General features: G+C 41.4%; 15 protein-coding genes. 5 read left to right on the top strand and 10 right to left on the bottom strand.

From position 1 onward, the window contains the following. Positions 1–10: 10 nt before the first annotated feature. The 3 genes from AC07VK_RS22240 to AC07VK_RS22230 are packed head-to-tail and all read right to left on the bottom strand — an operon-like array spanning position 11 to position 2791. Positions 11–751, bottom strand: coding sequence for a M17 family peptidase N-terminal domain-containing protein (locus tag AC07VK_RS22240; protein ID WP_492959684.1), 741 nt, complete (start codon positions 749–751; stop codon positions 11–13). A gap of 11 nt (positions 752–762) precedes the next feature. After that, on the bottom strand, positions 763–2142 hold the full coding sequence (locus tag AC07VK_RS22235; protein ID WP_492959686.1) for an alginate export family protein: 1380 nt from the start codon (positions 2140–2142) through the stop codon (positions 763–765). Positions 2143–2158: 16 nt separating this feature from the next. Continuing rightward, positions 2159–2791 (bottom strand): hydrolase, encoded by a 633-nt coding sequence (locus AC07VK_RS22230; RefSeq protein ID WP_492959688.1) that lies wholly within the window; start codon positions 2789–2791, stop codon positions 2159–2161. 496 nt (positions 2792–3287) lie between these two features. Between AC07VK_RS22230 and AC07VK_RS22225 the strand changes: the two genes are divergently transcribed. The 4 genes from AC07VK_RS22225 to AC07VK_RS22210 all read left to right on the top strand — a co-directional run bounded on the left by AC07VK_RS22225 (position 3288) and on the right by AC07VK_RS22210 (position 11397). Beyond that, positions 3288–4979: a sigma-54 interaction domain-containing protein gene (locus AC07VK_RS22225; RefSeq protein WP_492955034.1), complete on the top strand. Its 1692-nt coding sequence runs from the start codon at positions 3288–3290 to the stop codon at positions 4977–4979. 6 nt (positions 4980–4985) lie between these two features. Next, complete coding sequence (locus tag AC07VK_RS22220) at positions 4986–7340, top strand: tetratricopeptide repeat-containing sensor histidine kinase (RefSeq protein ID WP_492959690.1); 2355 nt, start codon at positions 4986–4988, stop codon at positions 7338–7340. A 6-nt stretch (positions 7341–7346) separates the two neighbouring features. Further along, on the top strand, positions 7347–9266 hold the full coding sequence (locus AC07VK_RS22215) for a sigma 54-interacting transcriptional regulator (RefSeq protein ID WP_492959692.1): 1920 nt from the start codon (positions 7347–7349) through the stop codon (positions 9264–9266). A 175-nt stretch (positions 9267–9441) separates the two neighbouring features. Continuing rightward, positions 9442–11397 (top strand): sigma 54-interacting transcriptional regulator, encoded by a 1956-nt coding sequence (locus tag AC07VK_RS22210; protein WP_492959694.1) that lies wholly within the window; start codon positions 9442–9444, stop codon positions 11395–11397. Between the two features lie 379 nt (positions 11398–11776). Here AC07VK_RS22210 and AC07VK_RS22205 read toward each other — a convergent pair whose 3' ends face one another. Further along, entirely contained in the window at positions 11777–13396 is a 1620-nt protein-coding gene (locus AC07VK_RS22205) for a Na+/H+ antiporter (RefSeq protein ID WP_492959696.1), read from the bottom strand. A 358-nt stretch (positions 13397–13754) separates the two neighbouring features. On the opposite strand from AC07VK_RS22205, the gene AC07VK_RS22200 reads away from it, so the two are divergent. Continuing rightward, a complete protein-coding gene (locus AC07VK_RS22200; RefSeq protein ID WP_131032265.1) occupies positions 13755–14573 on the top strand; it encodes an alpha/beta fold hydrolase in 819 nt (272 codons plus the stop codon). 451 nt (positions 14574–15024) lie between these two features. Here the strand turns inward: AC07VK_RS22200 and AC07VK_RS22195 are convergent, their stop codons facing one another. From AC07VK_RS22195 to AC07VK_RS22170, 6 genes are all read right to left on the bottom strand, one after another. Next, positions 15025–15966, bottom strand: coding sequence for a hypothetical protein (locus tag AC07VK_RS22195; protein WP_492959698.1), 942 nt, complete (start codon positions 15964–15966; stop codon positions 15025–15027). A 35-nt stretch (positions 15967–16001) separates the two neighbouring features. After that, positions 16002–17210 (bottom strand): DUF4998 domain-containing protein, encoded by a 1209-nt coding sequence (locus AC07VK_RS22190; protein WP_492959700.1) that lies wholly within the window; start codon positions 17208–17210, stop codon positions 16002–16004. Between the two features lie 12 nt (positions 17211–17222). Then, on the bottom strand, positions 17223–18491 hold the full coding sequence (locus tag AC07VK_RS22185) for a DUF5000 domain-containing lipoprotein (protein WP_492959702.1): 1269 nt from the start codon (positions 18489–18491) through the stop codon (positions 17223–17225). Positions 18492–18503: 12 nt separating this feature from the next. Continuing rightward, positions 18504–20429, bottom strand: a complete 1926-nt coding sequence (locus tag AC07VK_RS22180) for a RagB/SusD family nutrient uptake outer membrane protein (RefSeq protein WP_492959704.1) — start codon at positions 20427–20429, stop codon at positions 18504–18506. 11 nt (positions 20430–20440) lie between these two features. Further along, positions 20441–23683, bottom strand: coding sequence for a SusC/RagA family TonB-linked outer membrane protein (locus AC07VK_RS22175; protein WP_492959706.1), 3243 nt, complete (start codon positions 23681–23683; stop codon positions 20441–20443). Between the two features lie 138 nt (positions 23684–23821). After that, positions 23822–25231 (bottom strand): alpha-L-fucosidase, encoded by a 1410-nt coding sequence (locus AC07VK_RS22170; RefSeq protein WP_492959708.1) that lies wholly within the window; start codon positions 25229–25231, stop codon positions 23822–23824. Positions 25232–25299: the final 68 nt, after the last annotated feature.

Here is a 25299-nt window from a genome sequence, read left to right as displayed (position 1 = left end):
ATTTGAGATCTTAATTTTTAATGGCAGCAATTGCTTCCTGAATGCCTTCTCCAGCTGTTGTAAAAAATGCCGGTCCAGCCAAAAGGATCACTTTCGCCACTGGTTTAAAGGTTGCCATATTCTTTTCTTTTAACCAGGTTTGGGTTCTGTAAGCCTCGAAAATGCCTTTTACAACGTTGCCAGCAACTAATGCCGTTGGCGAGTCGATTCCTGCATCTTTTAAATCACTTGCAAAAGAAAAATTGTTTACCCCCAGCTTAAGTGCTTCTCTCATGGCGATGCCGCCTACTCCGGTCATTAGTTCTGGTGTAAATTTATTCCGATCGCCAAGACCGATTAAAAGCAGACGTTTGCCACCTATGGTACCCTTTGGTGGAGAAATTAAAATGGTTTCGTTAGCGTGACCAAGAAATTTCCCGCTTTTGCGGATTTCGGTGATCAAACCTTTCATATCCTGATCTAAGTGTACCAAACCATTTAATGCTGGCGGAAGTGCAGGTGGCGAATTAAAAATATCTCCCTCTGTATACTCGAAAACACAGGCAATCTGTAAATCGCTAACCTGCGCCGATGGTCCCTGAACAACACCTTCGATGGCAACTCCATCAACTGTACCCCAAACTTTAGCCGTTCCTATTGCGGTGGTGTTTTGTGCAAATGCTGTTCCTGTAAGAAATACAGAAAATATGATGATGGCCACCCTGAAGTTTTGGATAGCAGCTATTGATTTTTTAGTGAAGTTATTTTTCATTTTCTTATTGTTTAAAATTTGTATGATACCTGAGCATTAAAAAACTTTGAATTCTCCCAGAGTGGTACGATATCCTTTATAAAATCACCCACTCTGAAATATTGCCCCCCACAACTGAATGAAAGGTTATTATTGAATTTATAATCTGCACTGAGCAGATAAGTGGTACCGATAAAACGATGGTTAGAAAGTGAACCTGCGGTATTAAAATTTCCGCTGGGGCGATAAATCCCGTCGTTTGTAGAATACCTCCAGTTGAAAACAATATCAGCCTGAAAGCTTAATTTATCGGTTGGACTAAGGGTTAAGTAAGGGTGCAGATCAATCAAATTCGAAGGTCCGATGAGGGGATTAAATCCAAAATAGCCTCCTTTGGGATATAAGGGGTTAAAGGTTTGGAGTTTTCCATCGCCAGCTTTCCTATCGCCCGAGATATAATCGTTCCTCAGGTTTAAAGAAGGCTTAAGCCTGGTATCTTCAAAAGTATACCCCAATTCAATAGCCATCGTCCATGCATCTATATTGCCACTTCCAAAGTTGCCAAACTGATAGGCAGCTTCTACATTATAGATAAAACCGCCACCACTTTTCCAATATCGCGTAGCCAAAGTATGCCTGATTTCTTTTTCAACGCCTTCCTCAAATTCTGCATTGTCACGCCTGATGCCTAAATAATAAAAATCGAAGTTTCCCCCTTGTTGGATATTGAGATTCGAATAAGCGCCCCAAAGGTTTGCCTGATGGCTAGGACGATTATCGAATACCCCGAAATTCACTTCATCAGCCGCTAAAACAAATGCGTCCAGTGAAAACCGAGGTGCTGCATACATCAGTTTTGCCCCGGTAAAATACTGCCGTACGGTGGTCCCCTCTCTTACAGAAATTAACCGCCCGGAGCCATAATTAATTTCCTGCCTGCCCAACCTAAGCGCTAATTTATTCGGTGAATCTTTAAGTATCCTATATTCTGCAAACAGATTTTGTACCACAAGCCGGTCTTCATCAACCGGAGAGGGACCGTACTTACTGCCATTTTCCAGGGCACTGTTTAGCTGGGCAAAAATCCGCAGTCTTTCTCCAACATTTAAATCAGCATAAAGCGAGTAGCGCTGTAAAAAAGAATAATTGAAACCCTGATCTTTGATCCAGTCTTCATTGATTTTTCCTCCATATTCCTCCCTGATTTCGCCACCAAAACTGAGGTAAACTTTTTTATCGGCAGAAAGCGGCAGGAACTTTAACGTATTGCTGATGTTCCTGGCCGAATCTTTCAAATGGCTATAATCCTCATCGTAGCGCATTAGCTTAATGCCTTGGGCGAAAGCCACTGTTGTTGATAAGCAAAAACAGATAGCAACAACGAATGCCAAATGGGGATAATCAGTTCTCATTTTATGTAAATGAGGATTAGTGTTTTACCATTTTGTGTGCATACTGGATACCAAGGCCATAACCTGCACCGTATTTTTTCATTAGTGTGGTTACAGGCTCATAGGTTCCGGTTCTGGCCCAATCTCTTTGAAGTTCAAGGATGTACTGCACAGCAGTTACCGGTTTTACACCTGCATGCACCATCCGTTGAATGGCCCGTTCGTGTGCTTCATTGCTTACATCACCACAGGCATCAGTGATCACGAAAACATCAAAACCTTCTGACAAGGCTGATAAAGCCGGACCAACGATACAAACACCCGTCCAAAGACCAGCCAATACAAGTTTCTTTTTTCCTGTTGCAGTGATTGCTCTGTAAGCCGGTTCATCTTCCCATGTATTCATCGAAGTCCTATCGATATAATTTGAAGTAGCCTGGGGATAAAATTCTTCAATTTCTGGAAAAACAGGGCCGGCAAACGACTCTTCGGCAACTGTGGTTACAATAGTGGGTACGTTAAAGATTTTAGATGCACCACAAACAATGGCCACATTTGTACGGAGTTCGGTAATAGAGATGCTTTTTGTTGCAAAAGCCATCTGTCCCTCGAAATCGATTAATACTAATGCATGATTTTCCGGAGATAATAAGTCTGGTGATGGTTTCATAATTAAATATTTTTGTTTCCCTCACTGTTCCAAGAAACATACCATCAAGCAAATAGCTATAAATCAGAATATTACATAAAAACACACAAACTATGATTAACTATATATCGTTGATTTACGAATTTTATGTTTTGTTTTACCACAAAAGGGTGCTTTAATCGAAACCTGTTTTTTAACCACAGCGCGAATAAAGGAAATGCTTCTTAAGGAATCAGTACCAGTTAATGACAGGAAAGATGCTGAAACAAGTTCAGCAGGACGATGCGCAGGATTATTGCGCAGATATTAGATATGATTCTGCGGAGATCTCCTAAATCTGCGGGATAAATTAATTTAGCACCTAAATACTAACGAAAAAAAACAAATAAATATTAACACTAAAACACAACATAACTTACTAAAAATCAATACAAAATATAAACAACTAACGAAATTTCGTTACCGATTTAACAAACCGAAAGTCATTAATTAAAATTATAAACCTTACTTTAGCGACATGGAAAGCAAGGGCAATTTATCTGAAATTCAAAATCAAGAACATGCCATCCCAAATATCAATGGAGCAACAGTACTTGAAATCGAAAACGCCCGCTTGGTTAAAAAACTCGAACAAAAAGAAAGAGAAAATGCAGTTTTGTTATCGTTAAGCAACTCCATTGCTTCCATCAGGAATAAACTTGATCTCTTCGATGTTATAGACCTAAAGCTTAAAAAATTATTTGATTTTGATGACTTTGTAATCTGTTTGATTAATGACGATCAGGAGACCCATAGTGCTTTCATCTATAACCAAAAAGAGGATTTTCTTAAAACAGCCGGTATAGCACCAGAATCATCGAAGAAATACACGCTCGATGACGGCATGTGCAGGGCGATGATTTCTTCAGCAAAACCAATCGTTTTTAACGTAGAAGAAGTTTTAAAGTGGGATGACGCACCTGCCTGGTTATCATTTTGGCACAATAAAGGCATTAAAGAAATGATTGGCCTTAAAATGGTGGACCGATCAGCATGTATCGGTTTCTTTTACCTCTACACCAAGAACATGAATTCCTTATCGAATATCTATTTTGACCTGCTGCAGGGCATTTCGCAGCAGATTTCAATAGCGATATCGAACATCCGCGCAAACGAAAAAATAGAACAACAGCTCTTAGAAATCAACGCGTACAAACAAAAATTAGAGGATGAAAAAAGTTACCTTCAGGAAGAGATCCAACACAAATACAATCATACAGAAATCATCGGACAGAGCAAGTCGTTAAAAGACATTTTCCATCTGGTTGAGGCTGTTGCTGCTACCGATAGTACAGTACTTATTTCTGGGGAAACAGGAACAGGCAAAGAACTCATTGCAAGGGCATTACACAATTCCTCACTTCGCAGCAATGAATTGATGGTTAAAATTAATTGTGCCGCAATCCCTGCTAGCTTGGCTGAAAGTGAACTTTTCGGTCATGAAAAAGGCAGCTTTACAGGTGCAACCGACAGGCGCATCGGCAAGTTTGAACTGGCACACAATGGGACGCTTTTTTTAGATGAGATTGGCGAACTTTCCTTAGAACTTCAGGTAAAGCTGCTCCGCGCATTACAGGAAAAAGAAATTGAACGGATTGGCGGCAGGGATGTAATTAAAACAAATGTGAGAATTATCGCTGCCACGAACAGAAATCTGCTAAAAGAGGTAGAAAAAGGAAGTTTCAGGAGCGACCTATATTACAGGTTAAACGTATTTCCAATTCCAGTCCCACCGTTGAGGGACAGATTGGATGATATCCCCCATCTAACAGCCTTCTTCATTGAACGCATTTCAAAAAAAACAGGAAGGCAGGTAAACGCCATTTCCAAAAGCGCGCTGAACAAACTCATGCTCTACCCCTGGCCGGGAAACGTAAGGGAACTGGAGCATTTGATTGAACGGAGCATATTATTAACATCCGGCAATATATTAAAAGAAATCCACCTGCCTAAAACAGATAGAAATGAGGCAATTAACAATACAGATGAGCAAAAAATTAAAAGCATCCACGAAAACGAGCGCGACCATATTCTATCGGTTTTAAAACGTTGCAAGGGAAAAATATCCGGCATCGGTGGAGCTGCAGAAATATTAAATATCCCTGCAACCACCCTTAACTCAAAAATTAAAAAATTTAAAATTAAACGGGAACATATCCTGAATAAGTAACATTTAATGATAGAATTAAACAAACTGTTTAAAAAAGCTGCGTCAGTAAAGCACGTCAATAAAACGATCGTGCTCATCATGCTATTTGCAATTTTCAGTTTAATACTCATTAAGAGCAGTAATACTTCAGCCAGAAATCAGGTAGATCGTTTAAATCCCACAGATTCTCTTCAAAAGCTACAGAGACTTTTGGCTGATTCAAAACCCGATACAAACCGCATACAATACCTGCTAAACATTGCCGGTCATTTTATTAATCAACAAGAAAACCAAAGCATAAATTTAGCGAAGGCAATGCCTTATCTGCAAAAAGCACGCATTTTAAATGATCAACTTAAATCCCCAAACTCGGAATTCCGGATCCTTATGGCCTACGCCCGGTTTTTCAACAAAAAACATTTAAGCGTACAGCAGGCACTCACCTATGAAAAGGCAATTGCTGTTGCAAAAAGAATTGGCAATAAACATTTCGAAGCCAGCGCATGGTATGCTTATTCTGTTCATGTTCCCGATACGGTTTCTGATTATAAAAACAGAACATTTTACAACCGGGCAGCTACAGCACATGCCTTGTATAAAGAAATCGGCACCTCCTTCCAGGAAAAATACAGAGAGGCAACGCTTCTAAAAACAATGGCCGACTTCCATTTAGAGGAAGAAAAATTCGATTTATCGATAAAAGAGCTTTTTGAAGTTATAGCGCTGGATAAAAAATTTAAACTCCCCGACCTCCCAATGGCTTACGATTTACTTTCGGCAGTTTACGAACGAAAAGGAGAACTGAGCAAGGCCTTAAATTATGCTTTACTGAGTGTAAAAACAGCTCAAAGCAGTCATGAGGAAGTACTCGGCACCTATTTAAACAGAGTAGGTTCTGCCTATGAGGCCATGGGCAAAGCTAAAGAAAGCATAACCTGGTATCACAAAACCCTTGATAGTGGCGATAAAAAAGATCCTTTCCGCTTTGTTACGGCTTATTCCATTACGAGCCAAATGATCAAACTGGGTGAAGCCAAAAAAGCACTATCCATACTCCAAAAAACATGGAACGAAGTGAACAATCCATCAAGCGGGCATCAATATTTTATGTTTCTGGCATTTGGCGAGTGTTATGCAGCGTTAAAAAAGTACGATCTGGCTAAAAAGTATTTCGATAAACTGCTGGAAGATGCTACATTAAAAACATATTCCAACACTTTCCAAACTTCAGTTTTCTTCTCTGTAAGCGAATTTTACTTTGCCCAAAACAAATACGGGCTAGCTTTACAATTCGCTGAAAAGGCGAGAGAAAACCAGATCAGCATGACCCTGCCAAGACAGATCAGGTTAAATGAAATTCTTTACAAAATAGATGTAGCTACAGATCGTCCGGCTGAGGCCATTGTTCATCTGCAAACCTTTCATAAGCTTAGAGATTCGATGCTTAGCCAGGAAAATTTAAACACCATTGAGCGATTGAAGATTGAATTCCAGGCTTCGCAAAAGGAGAATGAAAATGAAATCCTCAGGAAGAAATCACAATTGCAAAGTCAGGAACTTAACCGCATTCAATGGATCAAAAATGCCACTATAGCCGGACTGGCATTTTTAACTATCGTGCTTGTTTTAATTTATGGCAGGTTTCGGTTGAAAAAGAAACTTCATGATATTTTAGTCAGGAAAAAAGCAGATATAGACCTTGCCTACGCTGAACTTGAAGTCAATATTCAACAAAAAAATAATTTAATTGAAGAGAAGGAAAGCTTAATTAAGGAAGTGCATCACCGGGTTAAAAATAACCTGCAATTAACAATGAGTTTACTAAACAGCCAAAGTTATTACCTGGAAGATTTATCGGCAATTGAGGCCATAAAAGAAAGTCAGCACCGTTTGAAAAGTATTGCGTTGATTCATCAAAAGCTCTATCAAACAGAAAATCTGGCTACCATAAACATTCAGCCTTATATTGTAGAATTGGTTGAATATTTAAAGGAAAGCCTGAACGATGATAAAAAGATCAGTTTTGAATTGGATATTTTAAATCTCGAACTGGATATTTCGAAAGCTGTTCCACTTGGCTTAATTATTAACGAGGCCATTACCAATATTTTCAAATATGCTTTTCCTAATCGGCATGGCGGAAAAGTGATCATTAGCCTAAAAGAATGCCATGCAGATCATTATCAACTATTTATTAAGGATAATGGCATTGGTTTACCCGCCGACTTTGATTATGAACAGAGCAACACATTGGGTATTATTTTGATGAAGGGACTAAGTGCCCAAATTGATGGTATTTTTACGATGGAAAGCAAAGATGGCGTTTCGTTAAGTTTGATTTTTATAAATAGAAGTGAAGATTTATTCCTGCTGAAAGATTAATTGAAGATGAGGACAGAAAAAATTCTAATCGTTGAAGATGAATTTATCGTTGCGCACGATCTGCAGATGATTTTGCAGCGTGCCGGCTATCAGGTTGTCGGCATTGCCGATTCTGTTAAAAATGCTCAGGCTCTACTGGAAAAACATCAGGTAGACCTGGTGCTTTTAGATATCTATTTAAAGGGCAGACTAACTGGTATTGATCTGGCCTACGATTTGATGAAAAGCCAGATCCCATTCATTTATATCTCTGCAAATTCGAATGAAAAAGTGCTGGAGGCCGCAAAGTCAACTTGTCCATACGGGTTTATTGTTAAACCTTACCGCGACCGCGACATTTTATTAAGCATTGATATTGCCAGGTACCGCAAGGAAAACAGCAATAACATGAAAATGAGCAGCGAGCGCTTTATGCAGGATTTCATTGTAGATATCTCGATGAAATCGTTAACCTGGCAAAAGAAAATTTTAGCCACTGCAGCTGCCTTCCAGCCATATATTCCTTTTGATTTTATTGCACTTTCTGGTATCGCAAAAGATGGAAAACGATATAGCGAAATTGGAATCACCAGAAAAAACTTTGACCAGTACGACTTATTTACAGCAAATGACTTCTTAAAATACGCGGGTTTAAGCAGGGCAGAATATGATACCATCAATCAACTGGTACCCGAAACAACAGCCGACGCCATTTACATTGGTGATGATTTTGAGGGGGTGAAAAAGGCTGCTCCAATGAAAAATTTAATCGCCACCACTTATCATCTTTATTCCAACCTGGTAAAAACATTCTACCTGGAAAACGGCGATCAGATCAGCTTTTCGTTTTACAGTAGAACTGAAAACATTTACCAACCCGCACACATGGAGTTGCTTAACTTTTTATCAGGCACTTTAGAGAAAAAATTGGTCCATATTATCGAGCTTGAAAAAGCGGGAACGGAAACAGTTTTACATCAGGAAAGCGGCAACTATCCTGTAGCGAAAAAAGATTTCGAAAATATTATCGGCAAAAGTACGGCTTTGCTCAGTGTTTTAGACAAGATTAAAATTGTTGCACCAACTGATACATCTGTATTGATAACCGGAGCGAGTGGGACAGGAAAAGAAGAAGTTGCCAAAAGCATCCACCGATTATCGCATAGAAGCGCAAAGCCAATTGTGGCCGTAAATTGTGCTGCATTGCCTGCAGATTTAATTGAATCCATTCTATTTGGCCATGAAAAAGGCTCGTTTACAGGCGCTGTTAACACCAGAATCGGAAAATTTGAAGAGGCTAACGGGGGCACCATCTTCCTCGATGAAATCGGAGAAATGCCCTTCGATCTGCAGGCAAAACTACTTCGGGCCCTGCAGGAGAAAGAAATTGAACGGATTGGTGGCAAACAGCCCATTGCTGTTGATCTAAGAATAATCGCTGCTACCAACCTCAATTTAGAGAAAGAGATTGCAAAAGGCAGATTTAGGCTGGATCTTTTCTATCGTCTTAATGTTTTTCCAATCCACGTTCCTCCGCTTTGCCGACGAAAGACCGACATCCCACTATTGGCAGAATATTTTGTTCAGAAACATGCAAAAGCAGTAGGTAAAAACATTACCGAAATTCCCACTGATTTTATGGATAGGCTGATGTTATATGATTGGCCAGGTAATATCAGGGAATTGGAACATGTGATACTGAGAAGTATACTGCTTTCATCAAATGGAAAACTTAATCCCGATCATTTGGAACTTGGAATTAAAAATGAGGAACCGCTTTCGCCAAATGGGATTAAAACGATTATTGACAATGAAAGAGACCATATCATCAGGGTTTTGGAGCGCTGCAAAGGCAAGGTTGCAGGCAGTGGTGGTGCGGCAGAATTATTGGGCATTCCGGCAACTACGTTGAGTTCTAAAATTAAAAAGCTGAATATAAAACGTTAATGACATTTAGTAAATCGACGATATATCATGAATACCAAAAACCAACCAGCACAATAAAACACTGATAAACAAAAACTTAAAGATTGGTATTTTTCTTGATTTGAATAGACTGTACCAATCAAAAAGGGACCTTTGTTGGCCTTGATTTATATCTAACGCTCGCCCGAAATAGAAAATGAAACAGAAAATCTTAATTGTAGAAGATGAATTTATTGTAGCCAACGATCTTAGGATCATGCTTGAAAAAGCTGGCTATAAAGTGTGTGGGATAGCACCATCGGTGGTAAAAGCGCTTGAGTTGATTGCAGCCAAAGAACCCGACTGGATACTGTTGGACATTTTTTTGCAGGGCGACAAAACGGGAATTGATCTGGCTGGCCAGCTTACCGAAATGGGAGTTCCTTTTATTTATATTTCTGCAAACACCAATCAGGGGATTTTAGAAGCCGCAAAAGCAACCCTGCCCTATGGCTTTCTGGTTAAACCTTTCCGCGAAAAAGACCTCATGGTAATGTTGGATATTGCCCGTTACAGACATGAACAAAACCTGAAATATAACCATCATAAAGAGCCACCGCTCCATAAACAGATTGAACATATTGCGCAAAAGCAGGAACCGGTTTCCCTGCGTTTGAAACAAATCAGTGCCGCGATACACCCCGTTGTACCTTTCGATTTTATGTGGATTACCAGATCAAAGCCACGCACAACTACGAAAGATGTTTACATCAACCGTGTTTCCGACGGAACATTCAATATCCTCAGCACCGACGCTTTATTGAAAAAAACCAATATTTCAGATCGTGATTTTAAAACCTGGAACAGCACTGCAATTGCCCATAATGGGAAATCAATCTTTAATGGATATGATTTTCGGAAATTGAGAATGGAAAGTCTATCGGTACAAGCACTTTCAGACCATTACAAACTTGAATCAGCCTTGATTACCGAGATTGAAATAGATACCGATGTATTTCAGTTCGTTTTTTTCAACCAGCTTTCAGATATCTACACAAAAGTTCATTCGGGTATTATTGGCCAGTTTAAGAAAAGCCTGGAGCTCATTTTAGCTAAAATTATTTTAAGTAAGGATAGTATAGCTCAAACTCCAGCTACGGGCTTACCTGTAGTTGAAAAGCCAATCATTAAAAAAGAACAAGCTATAGAAACCCAAAAGGATTTTAATGGCATTATCGGCAACAGTGCTTTACTGCACGACGCATTTAAGAAACTGGAACTGGTAGCACCAGATGATACTTCAGTGCTTATTTTGGGAGAAAGTGGTACCGGTAAAGAAAAAATCGCCCAGACTATCCATAAATTATCTCCCCGTAAAAACAAACCTTTAATTACCGTAAACTGTGCAGCCTTACCCTTAACCTTAATTGAATCGGAACTTTTTGGGCATGAAAAAGGTGCATTTACAGGTGCAAACGAAAAACGGATCGGTAAATTTGAACAGGCCGACGGAGGTTCGATTTTTCTGGATGAGATAGGCGAACTTCCCTTAGAAGCCCAGGTAAAACTATTAAGGGTACTCCAAGAAAAAGAAATTGAACGTTTGGGCGGAAATTACACCAAAAAGATAAACGTTAGAATCATTACGGCCACCAACAGAAATCTGGAGAAAGAAGTTGCAGAAGGCCGTTTCCGCCTTGACTTATATTACCGCTTAAATGTTTTCCCGATAGAGTTGCCTTCCCTGAGAGACCGAAAAGAAGATATACCTGCTCTGGCTGCTTATTTTATTGACAAATATGGCAAAAAAGGATCTTCATCGGTTACTTCAATATCTACAGATGTATTGAATGAAATGCAGGATTATTACTGGCCTGGAAATGTCAGGGAATTGGAGCACCTGATAGAAAGAAGTATGCTGTTAACTATAGGGGAAATGATTACTAAAGTTGATCTTCCAAACCCTACCCAGGCAGCAAGCTTTGCTCATGGAGATCATTTCAAAATTAAAACGATGGAAGAGATGGAGAGGGAGCATATTATGAGCATTTTGAAGATGTGTAAAGGCAAAATATTTGGCCCGGGCGGCGCGGCTGAAATCCTTAATATCCCTTCTACGACATTAAATTCAAAAATTAAAAAACTAGGAATAAAGTTCGAATTTGTTAAATAGGCTGTCAGGTAAAATTGAGGTTTTAGTCCAGAGTTGGTAGTTCTGAGTCTGGAGTCGATTAAGCACTGTGATTTGTTATCTTGAAAAGTAATTTATTGTATAAGACTGATATCAATAGCAGTGGATTTTAATGAATTAATATATTCTGCGGGGTCGTCATTCCCAACTTGATTGGGAATCGTAATGCAATAAGCTTTAAGATTCCCGCCTACGCGGGAATGACGACCCTAATCTTAGAATCTGTCATCGTAGCGGAGTCGCGAGGTATCGTCATCTCCGCAGTGTTCCATAGGAATTCCTTTGGAGAAGAGATCTTTGAACGATGTTAAAATATTTTATTTTGTAGCGCCCCGCCACTGCTGTATCAACCATTTAGCCATTATTTTATTGCTATTTTGCCATGTGGAATTTTAGTATCAGATAAATCGATCTGCATTTCCTGCTTCCTGATTATTTCATCACTAAATTGTTTCTCCTTGCGGATTTTGTGAAGTTCTTGTCGCTGGATATGATAAATATCTTTTAAGATATGGTTATAAACTTCCATCTCTGCATTTTCGATTGCTTCGCACTCCATCGATTCGAGTCTTCTGGAGGTATGGTTTAAGCTGTTCTCGAGTTCATTTTTCAAACCGTTTACCAATCCGATTCCTTCAATTTCCTCTGCATAGTTTTCCCTTAAGCGGTTTAATGAAACATTTAACAGCCGCTGTTTAATGCTGGCCTCTTGTTGCTCATCAGGCACCAGTGGATCAATTTCGTAAATGTTGATCGCCTTGATGATATAAGGCAAAGTAAGCCCCTGAAAAACCAGGGTAACCAAAATAACCACAAATGTGATGAAGATGATCAGGTTACGGTGTGGAAAATTAATATGGGCAGCAGTAGTAATGGGCAATGAAAGTGCCGCGGCCAAAGAAACTACTCCTCTCATTCCGGCCCAGCCGATAATTAACGGACCTTTCCAGCCTGGGTGGGCTTCACTCCTTCTTACCCTGGCAGATAGCCACCTTGGTATAAAAGCTACCGGATAAATCCAGGCAATGCGGAGTACAATTACAAGTGCACTAATAATTAGTCCATAACTAAAAGCTTCCCAAATTGAATAACCTTCTAAGCCGGCCATAATTACAGGCAGTTCCAAACCAATTAAAATAAACACAAAAGCATTTAGAATGATGGTTAATGTTGCCCAAACATTAATGGCCTGCAAGCGGCTTTGCCCATCTACAAAAATTTCGTGCGAACGATAAGATAAGAACAAACCACCGCTAACCACTGCCATTACGCCCGAATAATGGAATTGCTCTGCTGCCAGATACATAAAATAAGGCGAAATTAGCGTAATGGCAGCGTCGATACTTGGAGTGGTGGGTAAAAAACGGTGAATAAGATACAATACGTGTGCAATGGCCAAGCCGATCACAATGCCCATTACAGTACTTAAGAAAAAATCGCCGGCTGCATTCGAAAGTGAAAACTGTCCAGTAATTACCGCAGCCAGGGCAAATCGGAGTACAATTAAACTTGATGCATCGTTAACCAAACTTTCGCCCTCCAATATCGTGGTAATGCGTTTCGGAATCTTTATATTTTTAAGTACCGACGTGGCTGCAATAGCATCAGGCGGAGATACAATTCCGCCTAACAGAAAGCCCATAGCCAGTGTAAAACCGGGGATCATGGAGGAACTTAAAAATGCCACAGCCAGTGATGTAATGATGACCAAACCAAAAGCTAGCAAACTGATTGGTCTTCGCCAGCGCCAGAAATCGTTCCACGAAGTATACCAGGCAGCCTCATAAAGTAAGGGCGGTAGAAAGATCAGGAAGATCACTTCAGGATCGATCGACATGGCAGGAATCCCGGGAATATAACTTATTCCCAAACCCGCCAGCACTAAAAATATAGGGTAGGAAATTTTTACCTTTTGAGCCAACATGATTAACAGGAAAGCTACTGAAAGTAAAATAAGAAACTGAAGAAGGGTGTAATGCATGGCTTGTCTTTAACAAAGAATAAACCACAAATATAATCAACAAATAACCAGTTATTTGAGCTTTAAAGGGTTGTTGTTTTAACAAAACAGCTAACGATATAACGTGATTTTACCTGGAATAATTGCTAAAATCCGTTAAGACAATAACTAACGTAAATTAACGAAATAACGCAAATGAATATTCAACAAAAAACCACTAAACAATTAAAAATCAAATACTTAAAAATTGGATCACAAATTGTAATAAGTGAGTACGAAACTTAACATACAGTTTAATGGTTACCTTAACATCAATTATTAGTTTTGGGTAATTCGCAAAAACTGCTTTAAACAATTAAAATTAATCTATAAAAAAGCTATGAGTACAATTAAAGTAAAAGACGGAACTGAAATTTACTACAAAGATTGGGGAACAGGACAGCCTATCGTTTTTCATCATGGATGGCCATTATCTGGAGATGACTGGGATACACAAATGATGTTTTTCCTGAAACAGGGATATCGGGTGATTGCGCATGACCGCCGCGGGCATGGCCGCTCAGGTCAAAGCGCCAATGGTAATGATATGGACACCTATGTAGCCGACATTGCAGAACTTACAGCGGCACTCGACCTGAAAGATGCCATCCATATTGGCCACTCCACAGGTGGTGGTGAAGTAATCCGTTACGTGGCAAAACATGGAAAAGGCCGCGTTGCAAAAGCAGTTTTAATCAGTGCAGTAACGCCGATTATGATCCAAAATGAGAGCAATCCGGAAGGTGTGCCATTGGCGATATTTGATGAAATCCGTCAAGGTACAGGCTTTACCAGAGCCCAATATTTTTACGATTTCCCTGTAGCATTTTACGGCTGGAACCGGGATGGTAAAACCGTTCAGGAAGGAATAAAACACAACTGGTGGCGCCAGGGCATGATGGGGTCTGTATTGGCACATTATGAAGGGATTAAAGCATTTTCGGAATCAGATTTTACCGAAGACTTAAAAAGTGTGGAAATTCCGGTATTGGTGTTGCATGGAGAAGACGACCAGATCGTTCCTTTTAATCAGGCACCAAGAGCGGCAAAATTGTTGCCAAACGGTAAACTGATCTCTTACCCGGGTTTCCCTCATGGTATGCCTACAACAGAGGCAGAAACAATTAATAAGGATATTTTAGCCTTTATTAAATCGTAGAGCATTTATAAATCTGTCACATTGAGCTTGTCGAAATGCCTGTAATTTTATAAACAGGTTATTCGACAAGCTCAGGATGACAAATAACTAAAACGGGCCGTCATTCGCGCGCAGGCTGGAACCACGCAGTGCTCAGCGAAGCTAATCTTAATGCAAGCTATTAACCCTATCAAGGCATTACGATTATTCATAAGCTTTCTTTTCTTTAAATGTATTCATGAGCACTACTTTACTACCTGCTATCCGAACTGGATTGCTGTATAAATAAACATAGGCCTGGTATCCACCACAGCCTATGTTTTACTAAATTAATCAGCACATAATAAGAATCAGATCTCATTAAGGCTGAATTTATGACCGGTCCTCACCGGATACCTCATCCATTGATGTCTGCTCAGGCTCCTGATTTAACAGAACATCAAAGCGAATATTTTAAATGATAACAAGCACCTTATCTGCTGCTACCTTTAGTTTCATAGTTTAGTTTCGGAAAATCCTTTTGGGCCTGTTTAAACTGAAGATCATATTCGATCGGCCAACCAAAGGCTTTTTCTGCAACATCCTGTAGGTTTACTCCAGATGCACCACTCCAGAAATGAATAAATTCTCCAAAATTCAGATCTCTTTTGTACCGCCCATTTTTGTTTTTTGGAAAGTTTAGTGCCAGGAGTTCAAAATACCTATTGAGTAGCTTTCCTTCACCATACTTACTATAAATAGGGAAAAACCAGTTTTTGAACCACTGTGTTCCCGATCTCGGAAAGTCGTCGTACTGGGTCTGCATTTGGATAAATACTTCATGGGCTTCGTTGGTCATACCTATGTTTTTGAGCACATCATAATTAAAAATCTCCATAAACTTACTATCTCCCCACAGTACATCAGCAGGCGAGCCTTTTGTACCATGGCTGGCACTGGTTACGATATGTCCCATCTCGTGTATCGGCATGCCAATCTGTTCGCCTGTAGGATTATTCCATTGCGCTAAACCACAATCGATCACGTTCCGGTAATCATGGCTCGCATCAAAAAAAGGTGATGGATGCCCTCCTCCATAATCCTTACCCATTGCGCGGTGTAGGATTACATACAGTTTTGGGTCCGGTCCGAAATCGCCATAGTTGCGTTTAACGTAGGCCCAGCAGTCTGCCATTACAGCAATAGGCCATTTAACGTTGAGCGGCATGTTTTTATCATAAAAAACAGCCACATGTGCATTGCTTTCTATCAGTTTCAGTTCTTCCTGATGTTCAAACCAGTGCTCTTTCCATACAGAATCAGGGGTGTTTATCGCTTTGTTCGACTGATCCTTAGCCTGGGCTTTGGATTTTGAAACCAGTCCCAATAAAAAAATTGGGACTAGTAAATAAATGCTTGCTTTAGTATTATTCATAATCGTATTGTTCCTCCATTATACAGAAGAGCCCCCTATTTATTCCAGAACGATACTTCACTAATATTGCTGTAATAGGCATCGCCACTGGCCACTTCAATTACCCGAATCCGGATATACCGCATTGCGGGCAGGCCATCAGGCAAGGCAACTTTAAATGGTGCCGATCCATCATCTGAGCGTTCTACCGTTTTAAGCAGTGTCCATCCTCTTCCTTTCGATTCTGCTGTCCACCCTGGTGAATTGCCTGGCGACTGGGTTTCCGCTCCTGTAAGGTCGGCGATTCCCCAGATCTCAAATTTGGTAGGATTATTATAACCATTGCGCCCGATGATTTCAAACTGTGTAAGGTTCGTTATTGCTTTTCCCATATCAAAAGTGAAGTGATGCGGAAGCGGCGTTTTGTCATCGCTATGGAAAATATCCGGATATGCGGTTGGTGCTTTATTGCCATTCCAAAGTTGCGATAACGAGGTTTCGCTCGAATAAGTACCCACATCATTCGCTAGCTTTAGCGGACGGAACAGTGATTTATCCACCGGCACCATAATATTGCTCAAAGAATCGTAATCAGCTGTATAAAAGGTATCAATAGCCGATTTTACCGGCACATAGGCCGACCTGAAATAAATCTTTGTTCCGGTTTTGTAATCGGCCAGCCTGATCGAATTTTCATCAGGACTTAACGCACTTTTATGAATGGTACCATCTTTATAGGTATAGCGTATCTCAGTTGTAATATTGATGGTATCTGGTTTTTCAAAATTAAGTGTAATGCCGTTGTCATCCAGCTGATAAGGATCGGTTGAAACCAGAAACCTGTTGGTTAGACTCGATTTGTAGCTATCGCCATAAACCTTTACGTTGCTAATCTGAACAGGCACCGATTTATTGCCAGCCTTATCATAAGAATAAATGATAAAGGAATAATTATACTCTACCAGTTTGGGAATAATTATCGATACATCAGTGATAGTGCGGTCTGGCGCTTTCATTTCCAATGAATCTGCCGAATTGTTCCAGAATATCCGGTAATGGGTTACACTTGGATCGGGACTTGCCTTCCAGTTCAGTTTTATCCTGTAATTGCCTGGCGCTGCACCAACTTTGCCGGCAAAGCCTGGATATATGCGTTCTTTTCCATCAAGGTATTTTCTGTAATCAAGTGCATCCTTGCTACAGCCACAAAGAACTATAATGGCCATAAAAACCATTAAAATGCTGTTGATATGTTTAGTTGTCATCTTCTTTAATTTTTAATTGGTATTTCCCCAAAAAGATAATTCCATCACGTGGGCAAAATCTGCATTTCCCCAGGTCGAGTTAACGGCCAGCCTGATAAACCTCACTTTAGGAATATCAAGTGCAATGTTAAATTCAAAACCGGCTTTTACTGCGGCCAGATCCACAGGTGTGGTTTGTCCGGGTGCATTACCAGAGGGAGGCGGAGGACAGGTAAAATTCCCCAGGTTGATCCAATCGCCTACAACAGTTCCTTTTGCCGAGCTTACCGGTAATTCGATATCTGCCGGTGCAGTTTTGGCTGATCCCCAGAGTGTCCAGGCCTTAGGATTACCGTGATTATAAGAATAATCGTTACCATAGGCTTCTCCCCTTTCCCACAATTTATATCGACTGAGTTTGGCAAGTACACCCATATCAAATGTGCAGAGCTGAAGAGGCTTGCCATAACCGGCCTCTGTATGCCAGCCGGGATCGGAAGTATTGTTATCCCATAACCTCGAAGTATTCCAACCAAGGCCTGTTGCACCCAATGGAGAATCTGATGGTAGCCGATATTCGCTGAACTGCGCTTTTGGTACCATAATCTCAAATATGGGACTGATTGATTTATATAAGGTATCGGATATATTTCCCCATCTATCGGTTACATATACGCCAAAATCTCTTTTTAGGGTGTCAAATCCCCTTACACTAAAATTAATATTTTCGGCTTCGGTGTAGAACTGTTCTATCGGAAGCATTTTCCCAGTTGTTTTATCATTGGAAATCACAATCACCCCTATTGGTTTCTTAGCCGGGTTACTGGCGATTACATTTACCCCACCAAAATCAGCCTGAAGCTGAACTGTTGGATAAACGGACAGATAAGATGGGGTTGCAGGGTGTACACGTACCTGTACAGGATCACTTTTCACATTCGCACGCGATACTGCGTAAAGCGTAACATCGTAATCTCCGCTTTTTTCGAAGCCTTCTACCTTGATCGTGTCGCTATAATAAGAAGATTTACTCTGCCTTACAGTCCGCGAATTGATCCGGTATTCTGCCTGTACATACAGCAGGTTTTCGGAATTGGGCAGCACATAAGAAATTACCGCAGCTCCAGCCAGGTTTTCTACTTTTACTCCGGTGAGTGCTCCAGGTTTTGTCATATCTTTCGATACCACCTCATTAAAACCTTCACTTTCTTTACACGAGTAAAACGAGCAGGCCACAAGTAGCATGGCAATAAACTGCAATGCAAAAAGCCTGTTATATATTTTTGATCTAATTTTCATCATCTTCTATTTAATTTACCAATAAGGATTTTGAACCAGGTTCGGATTTACAATCAGGTCGTTATATTTAAGTGGCCACAAATAGTCTTTCAGGCCAAATACAGGAATTACCAGATTACGCTGACGGTAATAACCTTCAGGTGTGGTATCCTGGATATTCCAGCCCTGAAGTGGTTTGCTCAACACATCCTGCATCACTTTCCAGCGCCTTAAGTCCCACCCTATTCTTCCTTCAAAACACAGTTCAATGCGCCTTTCCTGTTGAATGATCGACCTGAGGCCATCTTTGCTGGAAGCCTTTCCTGGATTAGTAGAATAGCTTGCCCACGATTCTTTAACACCTTTTAAACCTGCACGTGCGCGTACTTTATCGATATAAGTATAAACATCTGCCGTAGGGCCATTTACCTCGTTAAGCGTTTCTGCGTACAGCAGATAAAGTCCGGCCAGCCTGATTAGCGGCATCCTGAAACTTGCCTGGGTAACCTCGGTACCAAAAACAGATTGGTAATTTACCAGTTTGCTTGGCCAGTAGCCCGATACATTAACCCTGATATTGTCTTTAGGGCCGGCCAATGAAGTTCCGCCACGGGCCTGCACATAGAGCATATTCTCAGGATCAGTTTGTCCATTGCCAAAAAAGCAGCTTCCATCGAAAGACAGATCGGCATAAAAGCGAGGTTCCCGGTCCATGTGCATTTTTATGGTCTGGTAACCGTTTTTTAAATAGTATTTACTTTCCGTACCTGCCGCAGCGACAGTGTAACGTCCTCGGTAATCATAGCCCGCATCTTCAGCCATTGGCACGCCATTTTTCGAATAAAACAGTTCGGCCATCCCAAGAGGCACGGCAAAATTGCCCGGTGCGCCGCCCATATTCTGCACCATGGCATTGGTGAGCCTCGGCATAGCCATTGATTGTAAACCGAATTCAGGATTCAGTGCCCAAATTACTTCCGCGTTTTTTTCCCAGTTTTCGGTAATACTCTGCCTGATGTCCATCACGGTTTTCAATGGCCCAGGTATAGTTGGAAGGTTACCCGGAGAGGTAAAACGGTAAAGTGAAAGGTTACTTTCCTCGCATGATTTTACTGCAGCCTGGCAGGCCAGCATGGCTTTGTTCCATTTTTCTGCGCTAAAGGCCGCAGGAAACAGGTTTACACCATCTTTATCCTTAAAACCAGTATAATCGGGATTGCCATTAAAAAAAGGACTCGCCTGTGTGGTAAGCACCTCAGCTTTAACTGATAGGACAATATTCTGTGTAATTCGGCCTAAACTCCTGGCAGGATCCTGTATGGTACGTGGAAGGTCGGGCGTGGCCTCATCCAATAACGATACGATATAAGCAAAAGCCTCGTCAACGGGCGCACGTTTTATCCTTACCTCATCCGTACCGGCATCTATGGGCAGGTTCTGTTTAATCAAAGGAATAGGGCCATACATCCTTAACAGATAAAAGTGATAATATGCCTTTAAAAACTTTACCTCTGCAATCCAGCGGTTTCGTTCAAATTGTGGTAGATCCTTCGGACGGTCGATATTTTCCAGAAAAATATTACATCTCCTGATTGCTTTAAAAATAGGCTGGCCAAGCTGTTCCCCGTCCCAATAATTTAAAGATGGATTATCCGTAGACTGTACACCCCTAATCAGGTGGAACCCCTGCTCCGCATCCCTGCTGCCCAATGTCGCCTCGGTTAAGGTGTTGGGGAAATAAATCTCTCCGGAAGTGGTAAAAGCAGCATCGTTATTGGACGGCCCCATGTTCTGCAGGGTAGAGTAACAGGTAAAAAGATAGTTTTCGGCCTCGTTTCTGTTTCTGAAAGCATAATCGATTGTGGCCACATTATCTGGCGTTACATCCAGGTATTTCTTGCAGGAAAGGACCATTCCCGAAATCACTGCAAGGAGTATGAGAAGTTTTATGTTGAATTTCATTACAAACGTGCTTATAGGTTTACATTGATGCCGATGTTATATACCTTCTGGATCGGATAGCTGAAGCCATTTGAAGCCAGTTCCGGATCCCAGTCTTTGAACCTGCTCCAGGTGAGCGGGTTTAAAGCATTGAAATAAATCCTGCAGTTAGACAGAAATGCCTTTTTTGATAACTTATCAGGAAAAGTATAGCCGATTTCTACCGACTTGAGCCTGATAAAAGCACCATCACGCATCCACCAGGAACTGGTTTGGAGGTTATTACTGATCTCGGAGGTGGTGGTTCCCAAACGCGGATACTTTGCATATAGATCCTGATTTTCTTCTGTCCAGTGGCTATCGGCAAAGGGCTGAAGTACCTGCCTGTTGGATAGGAATGGACTAACCTGAGATGGATCAATAAAGAAACTCGTCCGGCCTACACCTTGAAAGAAAAGTGAAAGGTCGATCTTTTTAAATCCCATTGACAGCCCTGCGCCATAAACAATTTCGGGTGTGGAAGGAAGGCCAATAAATACCTGATCGGCTTCGGTAATCTTGCCATCATTGTTTACATCGGTATATTTGATATCTCCTCCCTTAGGCGCCGAGGCGCCAGCGCCAAAAAGCTGCGTAGGAGAAGCTGCAGCTTCCTGATCATCAACAAAAAGACGTTCGGCAATATAGCCCCATCTTACGCCTATTTTCTGCCCGGAAAGTATCCTCCATGGCTCTTTATAGGCTGGCTGCTCATATTGTCCATATTTATTCTGCGAAAAGGTAAAGTTCATCCTGCCCGACATCCAGAACCCGCCCCTAAAAGTTTTACTGTAATCTGCTGAGAAATCAATACCTCTAGAATCTGCAGTACCCAGGTTGGCACTTACCCCCGATTCTAAGCCCATGCTTGATGGAATTGAAGCACGCTCCATCAGGATGTTATAACGGTGTTGTTTGTATACTTCGGCAATGATATTCAGGCTTTTAAAAAGGCTGATTTCCAATCCGATATTCGTTTGTCTGGAAGTTTCCCAGGTAACAGCATCATTTGCATAATTGGTAATGCTTACCCCTGGCCTGGTAACGCTGTTGGCCTGACCGAAATAAGCGGGGTTACCACCATTTAGGTTCACGTTGGAAAGATAGAAGAAACGCTGTGCGCCAATGGCATCATTACCTACGAGGCCATAGCTGGCGCGCAGTTTAAGCCTATTTACAGCATCTTTTAACCCTCCGTTCCAGAAAGCTTCGTTCGAAATCACCCACGAACCGCCAATAGTTGGAAAGAAACCAAACCTGTTCTTTTCGGCAAAGCGCTCCGATCCGTTGTAGCCAAAGTTAAATTCGGCAAAATAACGGTTATCGTAATTATAACCCAACCTTCCCGATAGGCCAACATTCCGATAGGGAAGCGAATATTGAAGACTGGATAAATTGGTTGCCGGATCTACTGCATTGGCATATAAACGCTGTTGCCTTGTGGCTACCAATGTACCGCTGATATTGTTTTTACTACCAAGCTGCCTCGAGTAATCCAAAACAGCCTGCATATACACAAATGTATTAATGTCTTTAAACCCTGGTTCAAAACTCAGGTACTCTGAAGCCTGGCCCGGCTGGTTGTTGATCCAGTTGAGGCTATATTGATTGCTGATCCTATCATAGGATGCCACATTGTAAAAAAACGGCGAATATTTTCTGGTCAGGTCGAAATAAGAATATCTATTGGTGTTAAACATTCCTTTAAAAGACAGGCCTTTGGTCAAGAAGTTAAGGTCTTGGTTCAGCTCGAGCTGGGCAGACATTCTTGACCTGGAAAAAGACTTATATCCCTTCATCATATCTGCATAAGGATTGGAAAAACCAACAGTATTTCCTGTGCCTTCGGTTGAGCTGTTTCCAAATAGGATGTGGGTATCGATCCCCAGCGAAGGATCGGCCGGGTAAAAGGCCGGGAATAGCACAGGGCTGGTATGAAGCGCCTTTTTATAAAGGTCGGCAGAGAAAGAGCCATCATCGGTAATCGGCCCGTTGTACTCATCAAAAGTTCCCGACAGCCTGAGTACCACTTCTGTGGTCGGCGTAACATTGATGTTTACATTTGAGCGGAGCTGGTAGTTTTCGAGTTTAACGTTATTGTTGAAATTATTCACCGGACTTACCTTTAATATCCCGTTATCGCGGTTATAAGAGGTACCGATGTAGTATCTTGCAATCTTTCCGCCTCCGCTTACGCTTCCGTTTAAGCGTTGGTTATTGGTGCTGGTTTTAAAAAGTTCATCAATCCAGTTTACAGCGGGATAAACATACTTGTTGCTCCCCGGCGCACCACTTAAAGTCTGCTCGCGGTTATAAATATCGTTCTGGCTAAACCTTGGCACGCCTAAAGGATTTCGTGTGGTGATGGCCTCATTGTACATCTTCATAAAAGTAATGGGATCGGCAATTTCGAGGTTTTGTGTAGCCTGCGAAATCGAATTTTCAAAACGTACATTTACTTTCGCATTGCCTTCAACGCCTTCCTTTGTGGTAACCAAGATTACCCCGTTAGCCCCTCTGGCACCATACAAGGCCGTGGCACTGGCATCTTTTAAGATCGAGAAACTTGCAATGTCGTCAACTTGTAGCCGAGCCAGATCGGTTGGCGTAAGCTCCACGTTATCCACCAGGATCAATGGATCTTGCTTGTAACCGAAGGTAGTTACCCCACGGATAAAAAAGGTAGAATTATCCAATCCTGGTTGGCCGCTCCGCTGGTAGGCCACTACCCCGGCAATCTGTCCGGCCAGGGCATTGGTTAGGTTGCTGGATGGGATCTTCAACTTCGAAGGGGTAATGCTGGTAACAGATCCTACCATGGCTTCTCTCCGCTCCTTCTTTCCAAAGGCGGTAACCACTACATCCGAAAGATTGTTATCATCCGAATGCAGTACCAGATCTACCTTTAACTTTAGCGGATCGGCTATAAAAGTGACCTGTTTGAAACCCACAGATGATACCACAACTGTAGATTTGGCTGTGGTGTTCAGCGAGAATTTACCATCGCCATCGGTAATGGTTCCCATGCCGCTCTGGCCTTTAACCTGAAGGCTTACGCCCGGAATGCCCAGGCCAAGCGAATCTTTAACGGTACCGGTAATTTTGATTGTTGCACCCTGTTGCGCATAAGTGGGACTGCCCAAAAGCAATAAACAGGCACCAAATACTGCGAACAGTACCCAGAGGTTTCCCAGATAAGGCAAATGCCTTACCTTAATAGTAAAATTTTGGTTCATAAAGTTTGGTTGGTTTTTATGTTAGGTTATTTTAAAAAATGTTTGTCGGTATCGCTTGGAGTAGTCAATTTCCATCCGTATATCAAACAAGAGCGGTTAATAAATTAGCCGGGCCAAAAATGATCCGGCTAACCCATCTTATTTTCTTTCGTTAAACACCTCTAGCTCAGCAATAGCGGGCGGGCTATCGAAGCCTGTAATGATTACCTTTATTTTTTCGCACCAGATACGCTCGAATCTAAAAATACTCACCTTTTTCTCCCCCTCATTTTTTGCAGCTAATGCATTCCATTTACCATTTGCATAGTACTGTAAACTGTAGGTAGCTTTTCGGTTATTGCCCGCAGTAAGTACCACCAGGTTACAGGGAACGGCTTTTTCGAAATTCAGTTCATACCATGGCGATTTTACGGTGTGATTGGACGACCAGCTCGAACCAAAATCATCATCATTGGCAAAATCCATGATATTCATATCATCGCTCCAGCTGCTGTTACTTTTTACGTGCTTGGCTATGTTGCTCGAAATAATCGGCGCAGCATGCGCAGGAATACGTGGAAGATCTGTAGATTTTTTATAAATCTGCCCCATTTCCTTAAGCGCTGCCAAAGCGTTATCATCTATTAAGCCGTTTTTACCTGGCGCTACATTGAGAATAAAATTGCAATATGCTCCGTTGTAAGGAATGATAAATTTGTTTACCAACTCAGGTACATTTTTTACCGGAGTGGTTGGGAAAGAGGTTTTCCAGAACCAGTTGGCCTGCAGGGGAAGACAGGCAAGTGCCGGGAGCTTGTTGTTTTCTTTAGAAATAAACTGCCCTGCACCCTGTTCGTAAGATTTGATATCGGTATAAAATAGCGCCTGTGTAGGATATTTTGCTGCATTTAAATCCATTACCAAACAGTTTGGCTGTAATGATTTAATCAGGTAGTAGATATCTTCAAAAGGTACCTGATCATAAGAAATCCTCGACCATGGGGCGTCCCACCCATCGATAATCAGTGCTGTGATTTCGCCATAATTTGTCAGCAGTTCGGTAATCTGATCTTTGATCATCTTAACATCGGCTGCTGTAATCTGGTTTGGGCGGATGCCATGGTGGGTATCCAATATGGAATAATATAACATTACCTTTAATCCGTTTTTGCGGAAAGCATCTGCATATTCCTTAACTACATCGCGCTTTAGCGGCGTATTCATTACGTTATAAGCTGTTGTTTTGGTATTCCAGATCGGGAAACCACTATGGTGTTTTGTGGTAAGGCAACCATAGGTCATGTTAGCAGATTTTGCGGCTTTTGCCCACTGGTCTGCATCGAGTTTTGGCGATTGGAACAATGAAAGGTCGGCATCAGGGTCAGACCAGTCCTGATCCATAAAAGTTGGCATCCCATAATGGATAAACATGCCCAGCCCAAGGTCAACAAAATCCTGTTGAAGTTCGGGCAGTGGCTTATTAGCCGATTTTTGTTGGGCCATTACCGGGTAAACAGCTATCGTTCCCGAAACGATAAGCAATAATGATAAAATCCTTTTAAAGGTCATTTCTCTTTTTTTGTTATGTGATTGGTGTTATTTGTTTGAAAGAGTTACTGGATTACAGATACTTATTC

Source organism: Pedobacter sp. GW821-FHT01D05 (genome assembly GCF_059422505.1).
Note: the sequence above shows the minus strand (reverse complement) of the source record. Positions and strands in the feature narration are given on the sequence as shown.

What these genes read in the sequence shown, in the direction of transcription:
- AC07VK_RS22230 (WP_492959688.1), bottom strand. Translation starts at nt 2,791, where the DNA reads ATGAAACCATCACCAGACTTATTATCTCCGGAAAATCATGCATTAGTA.
- AC07VK_RS22175 (WP_492959706.1), bottom strand. Translation starts at nt 23,683, where the DNA reads ATGAACCAAAATTTTACTATTAAGGTAAGGCATTTGCCTTATCTGGGA.
- AC07VK_RS22215 (WP_492959692.1), top strand. Translation starts at nt 7,347, where the DNA reads ATGAGGACAGAAAAAATTCTAATCGTTGAAGATGAATTTATCGTTGCG.
- AC07VK_RS22210 (WP_492959694.1), top strand. Translation starts at nt 9,442, where the DNA reads ATGAAACAGAAAATCTTAATTGTAGAAGATGAATTTATTGTAGCCAAC.
- AC07VK_RS22180 (WP_492959704.1), bottom strand. Translation starts at nt 20,429, where the DNA reads ATGAAATTCAACATAAAACTTCTCATACTCCTTGCAGTGATTTCGGGA.
- AC07VK_RS22170 (WP_492959708.1), bottom strand. Translation starts at nt 25,231, where the DNA reads ATGACCTTTAAAAGGATTTTATCATTATTGCTTATCGTTTCGGGAACG.
- AC07VK_RS22190 (WP_492959700.1), bottom strand. Translation starts at nt 17,210, where the DNA reads ATGACAACTAAACATATCAACAGCATTTTAATGGTTTTTATGGCCATT.
- AC07VK_RS22185 (WP_492959702.1), bottom strand. Translation starts at nt 18,491, where the DNA reads ATGATGAAAATTAGATCAAAAATATATAACAGGCTTTTTGCATTGCAG.
- AC07VK_RS22200 (WP_131032265.1), top strand. Translation starts at nt 13,755, where the DNA reads ATGAGTACAATTAAAGTAAAAGACGGAACTGAAATTTACTACAAAGAT.
- AC07VK_RS22240 (WP_492959684.1), bottom strand. Translation starts at nt 751, where the DNA reads ATGAAAAATAACTTCACTAAAAAATCAATAGCTGCTATCCAAAACTTC.
- AC07VK_RS22220 (WP_492959690.1), top strand. Translation starts at nt 4,986, where the DNA reads ATGATAGAATTAAACAAACTGTTTAAAAAAGCTGCGTCAGTAAAGCAC.
- AC07VK_RS22195 (WP_492959698.1), bottom strand. Translation starts at nt 15,966, where the DNA reads ATGAATAATACTAAAGCAAGCATTTATTTACTAGTCCCAATTTTTTTA.
- AC07VK_RS22225 (WP_492955034.1), top strand. Translation starts at nt 3,288, where the DNA reads ATGGAAAGCAAGGGCAATTTATCTGAAATTCAAAATCAAGAACATGCC.
- AC07VK_RS22205 (WP_492959696.1), bottom strand. Translation starts at nt 13,396, where the DNA reads ATGCATTACACCCTTCTTCAGTTTCTTATTTTACTTTCAGTAGCTTTC.
- AC07VK_RS22235 (WP_492959686.1), bottom strand. Translation starts at nt 2,142, where the DNA reads ATGAGAACTGATTATCCCCATTTGGCATTCGTTGTTGCTATCTGTTTT.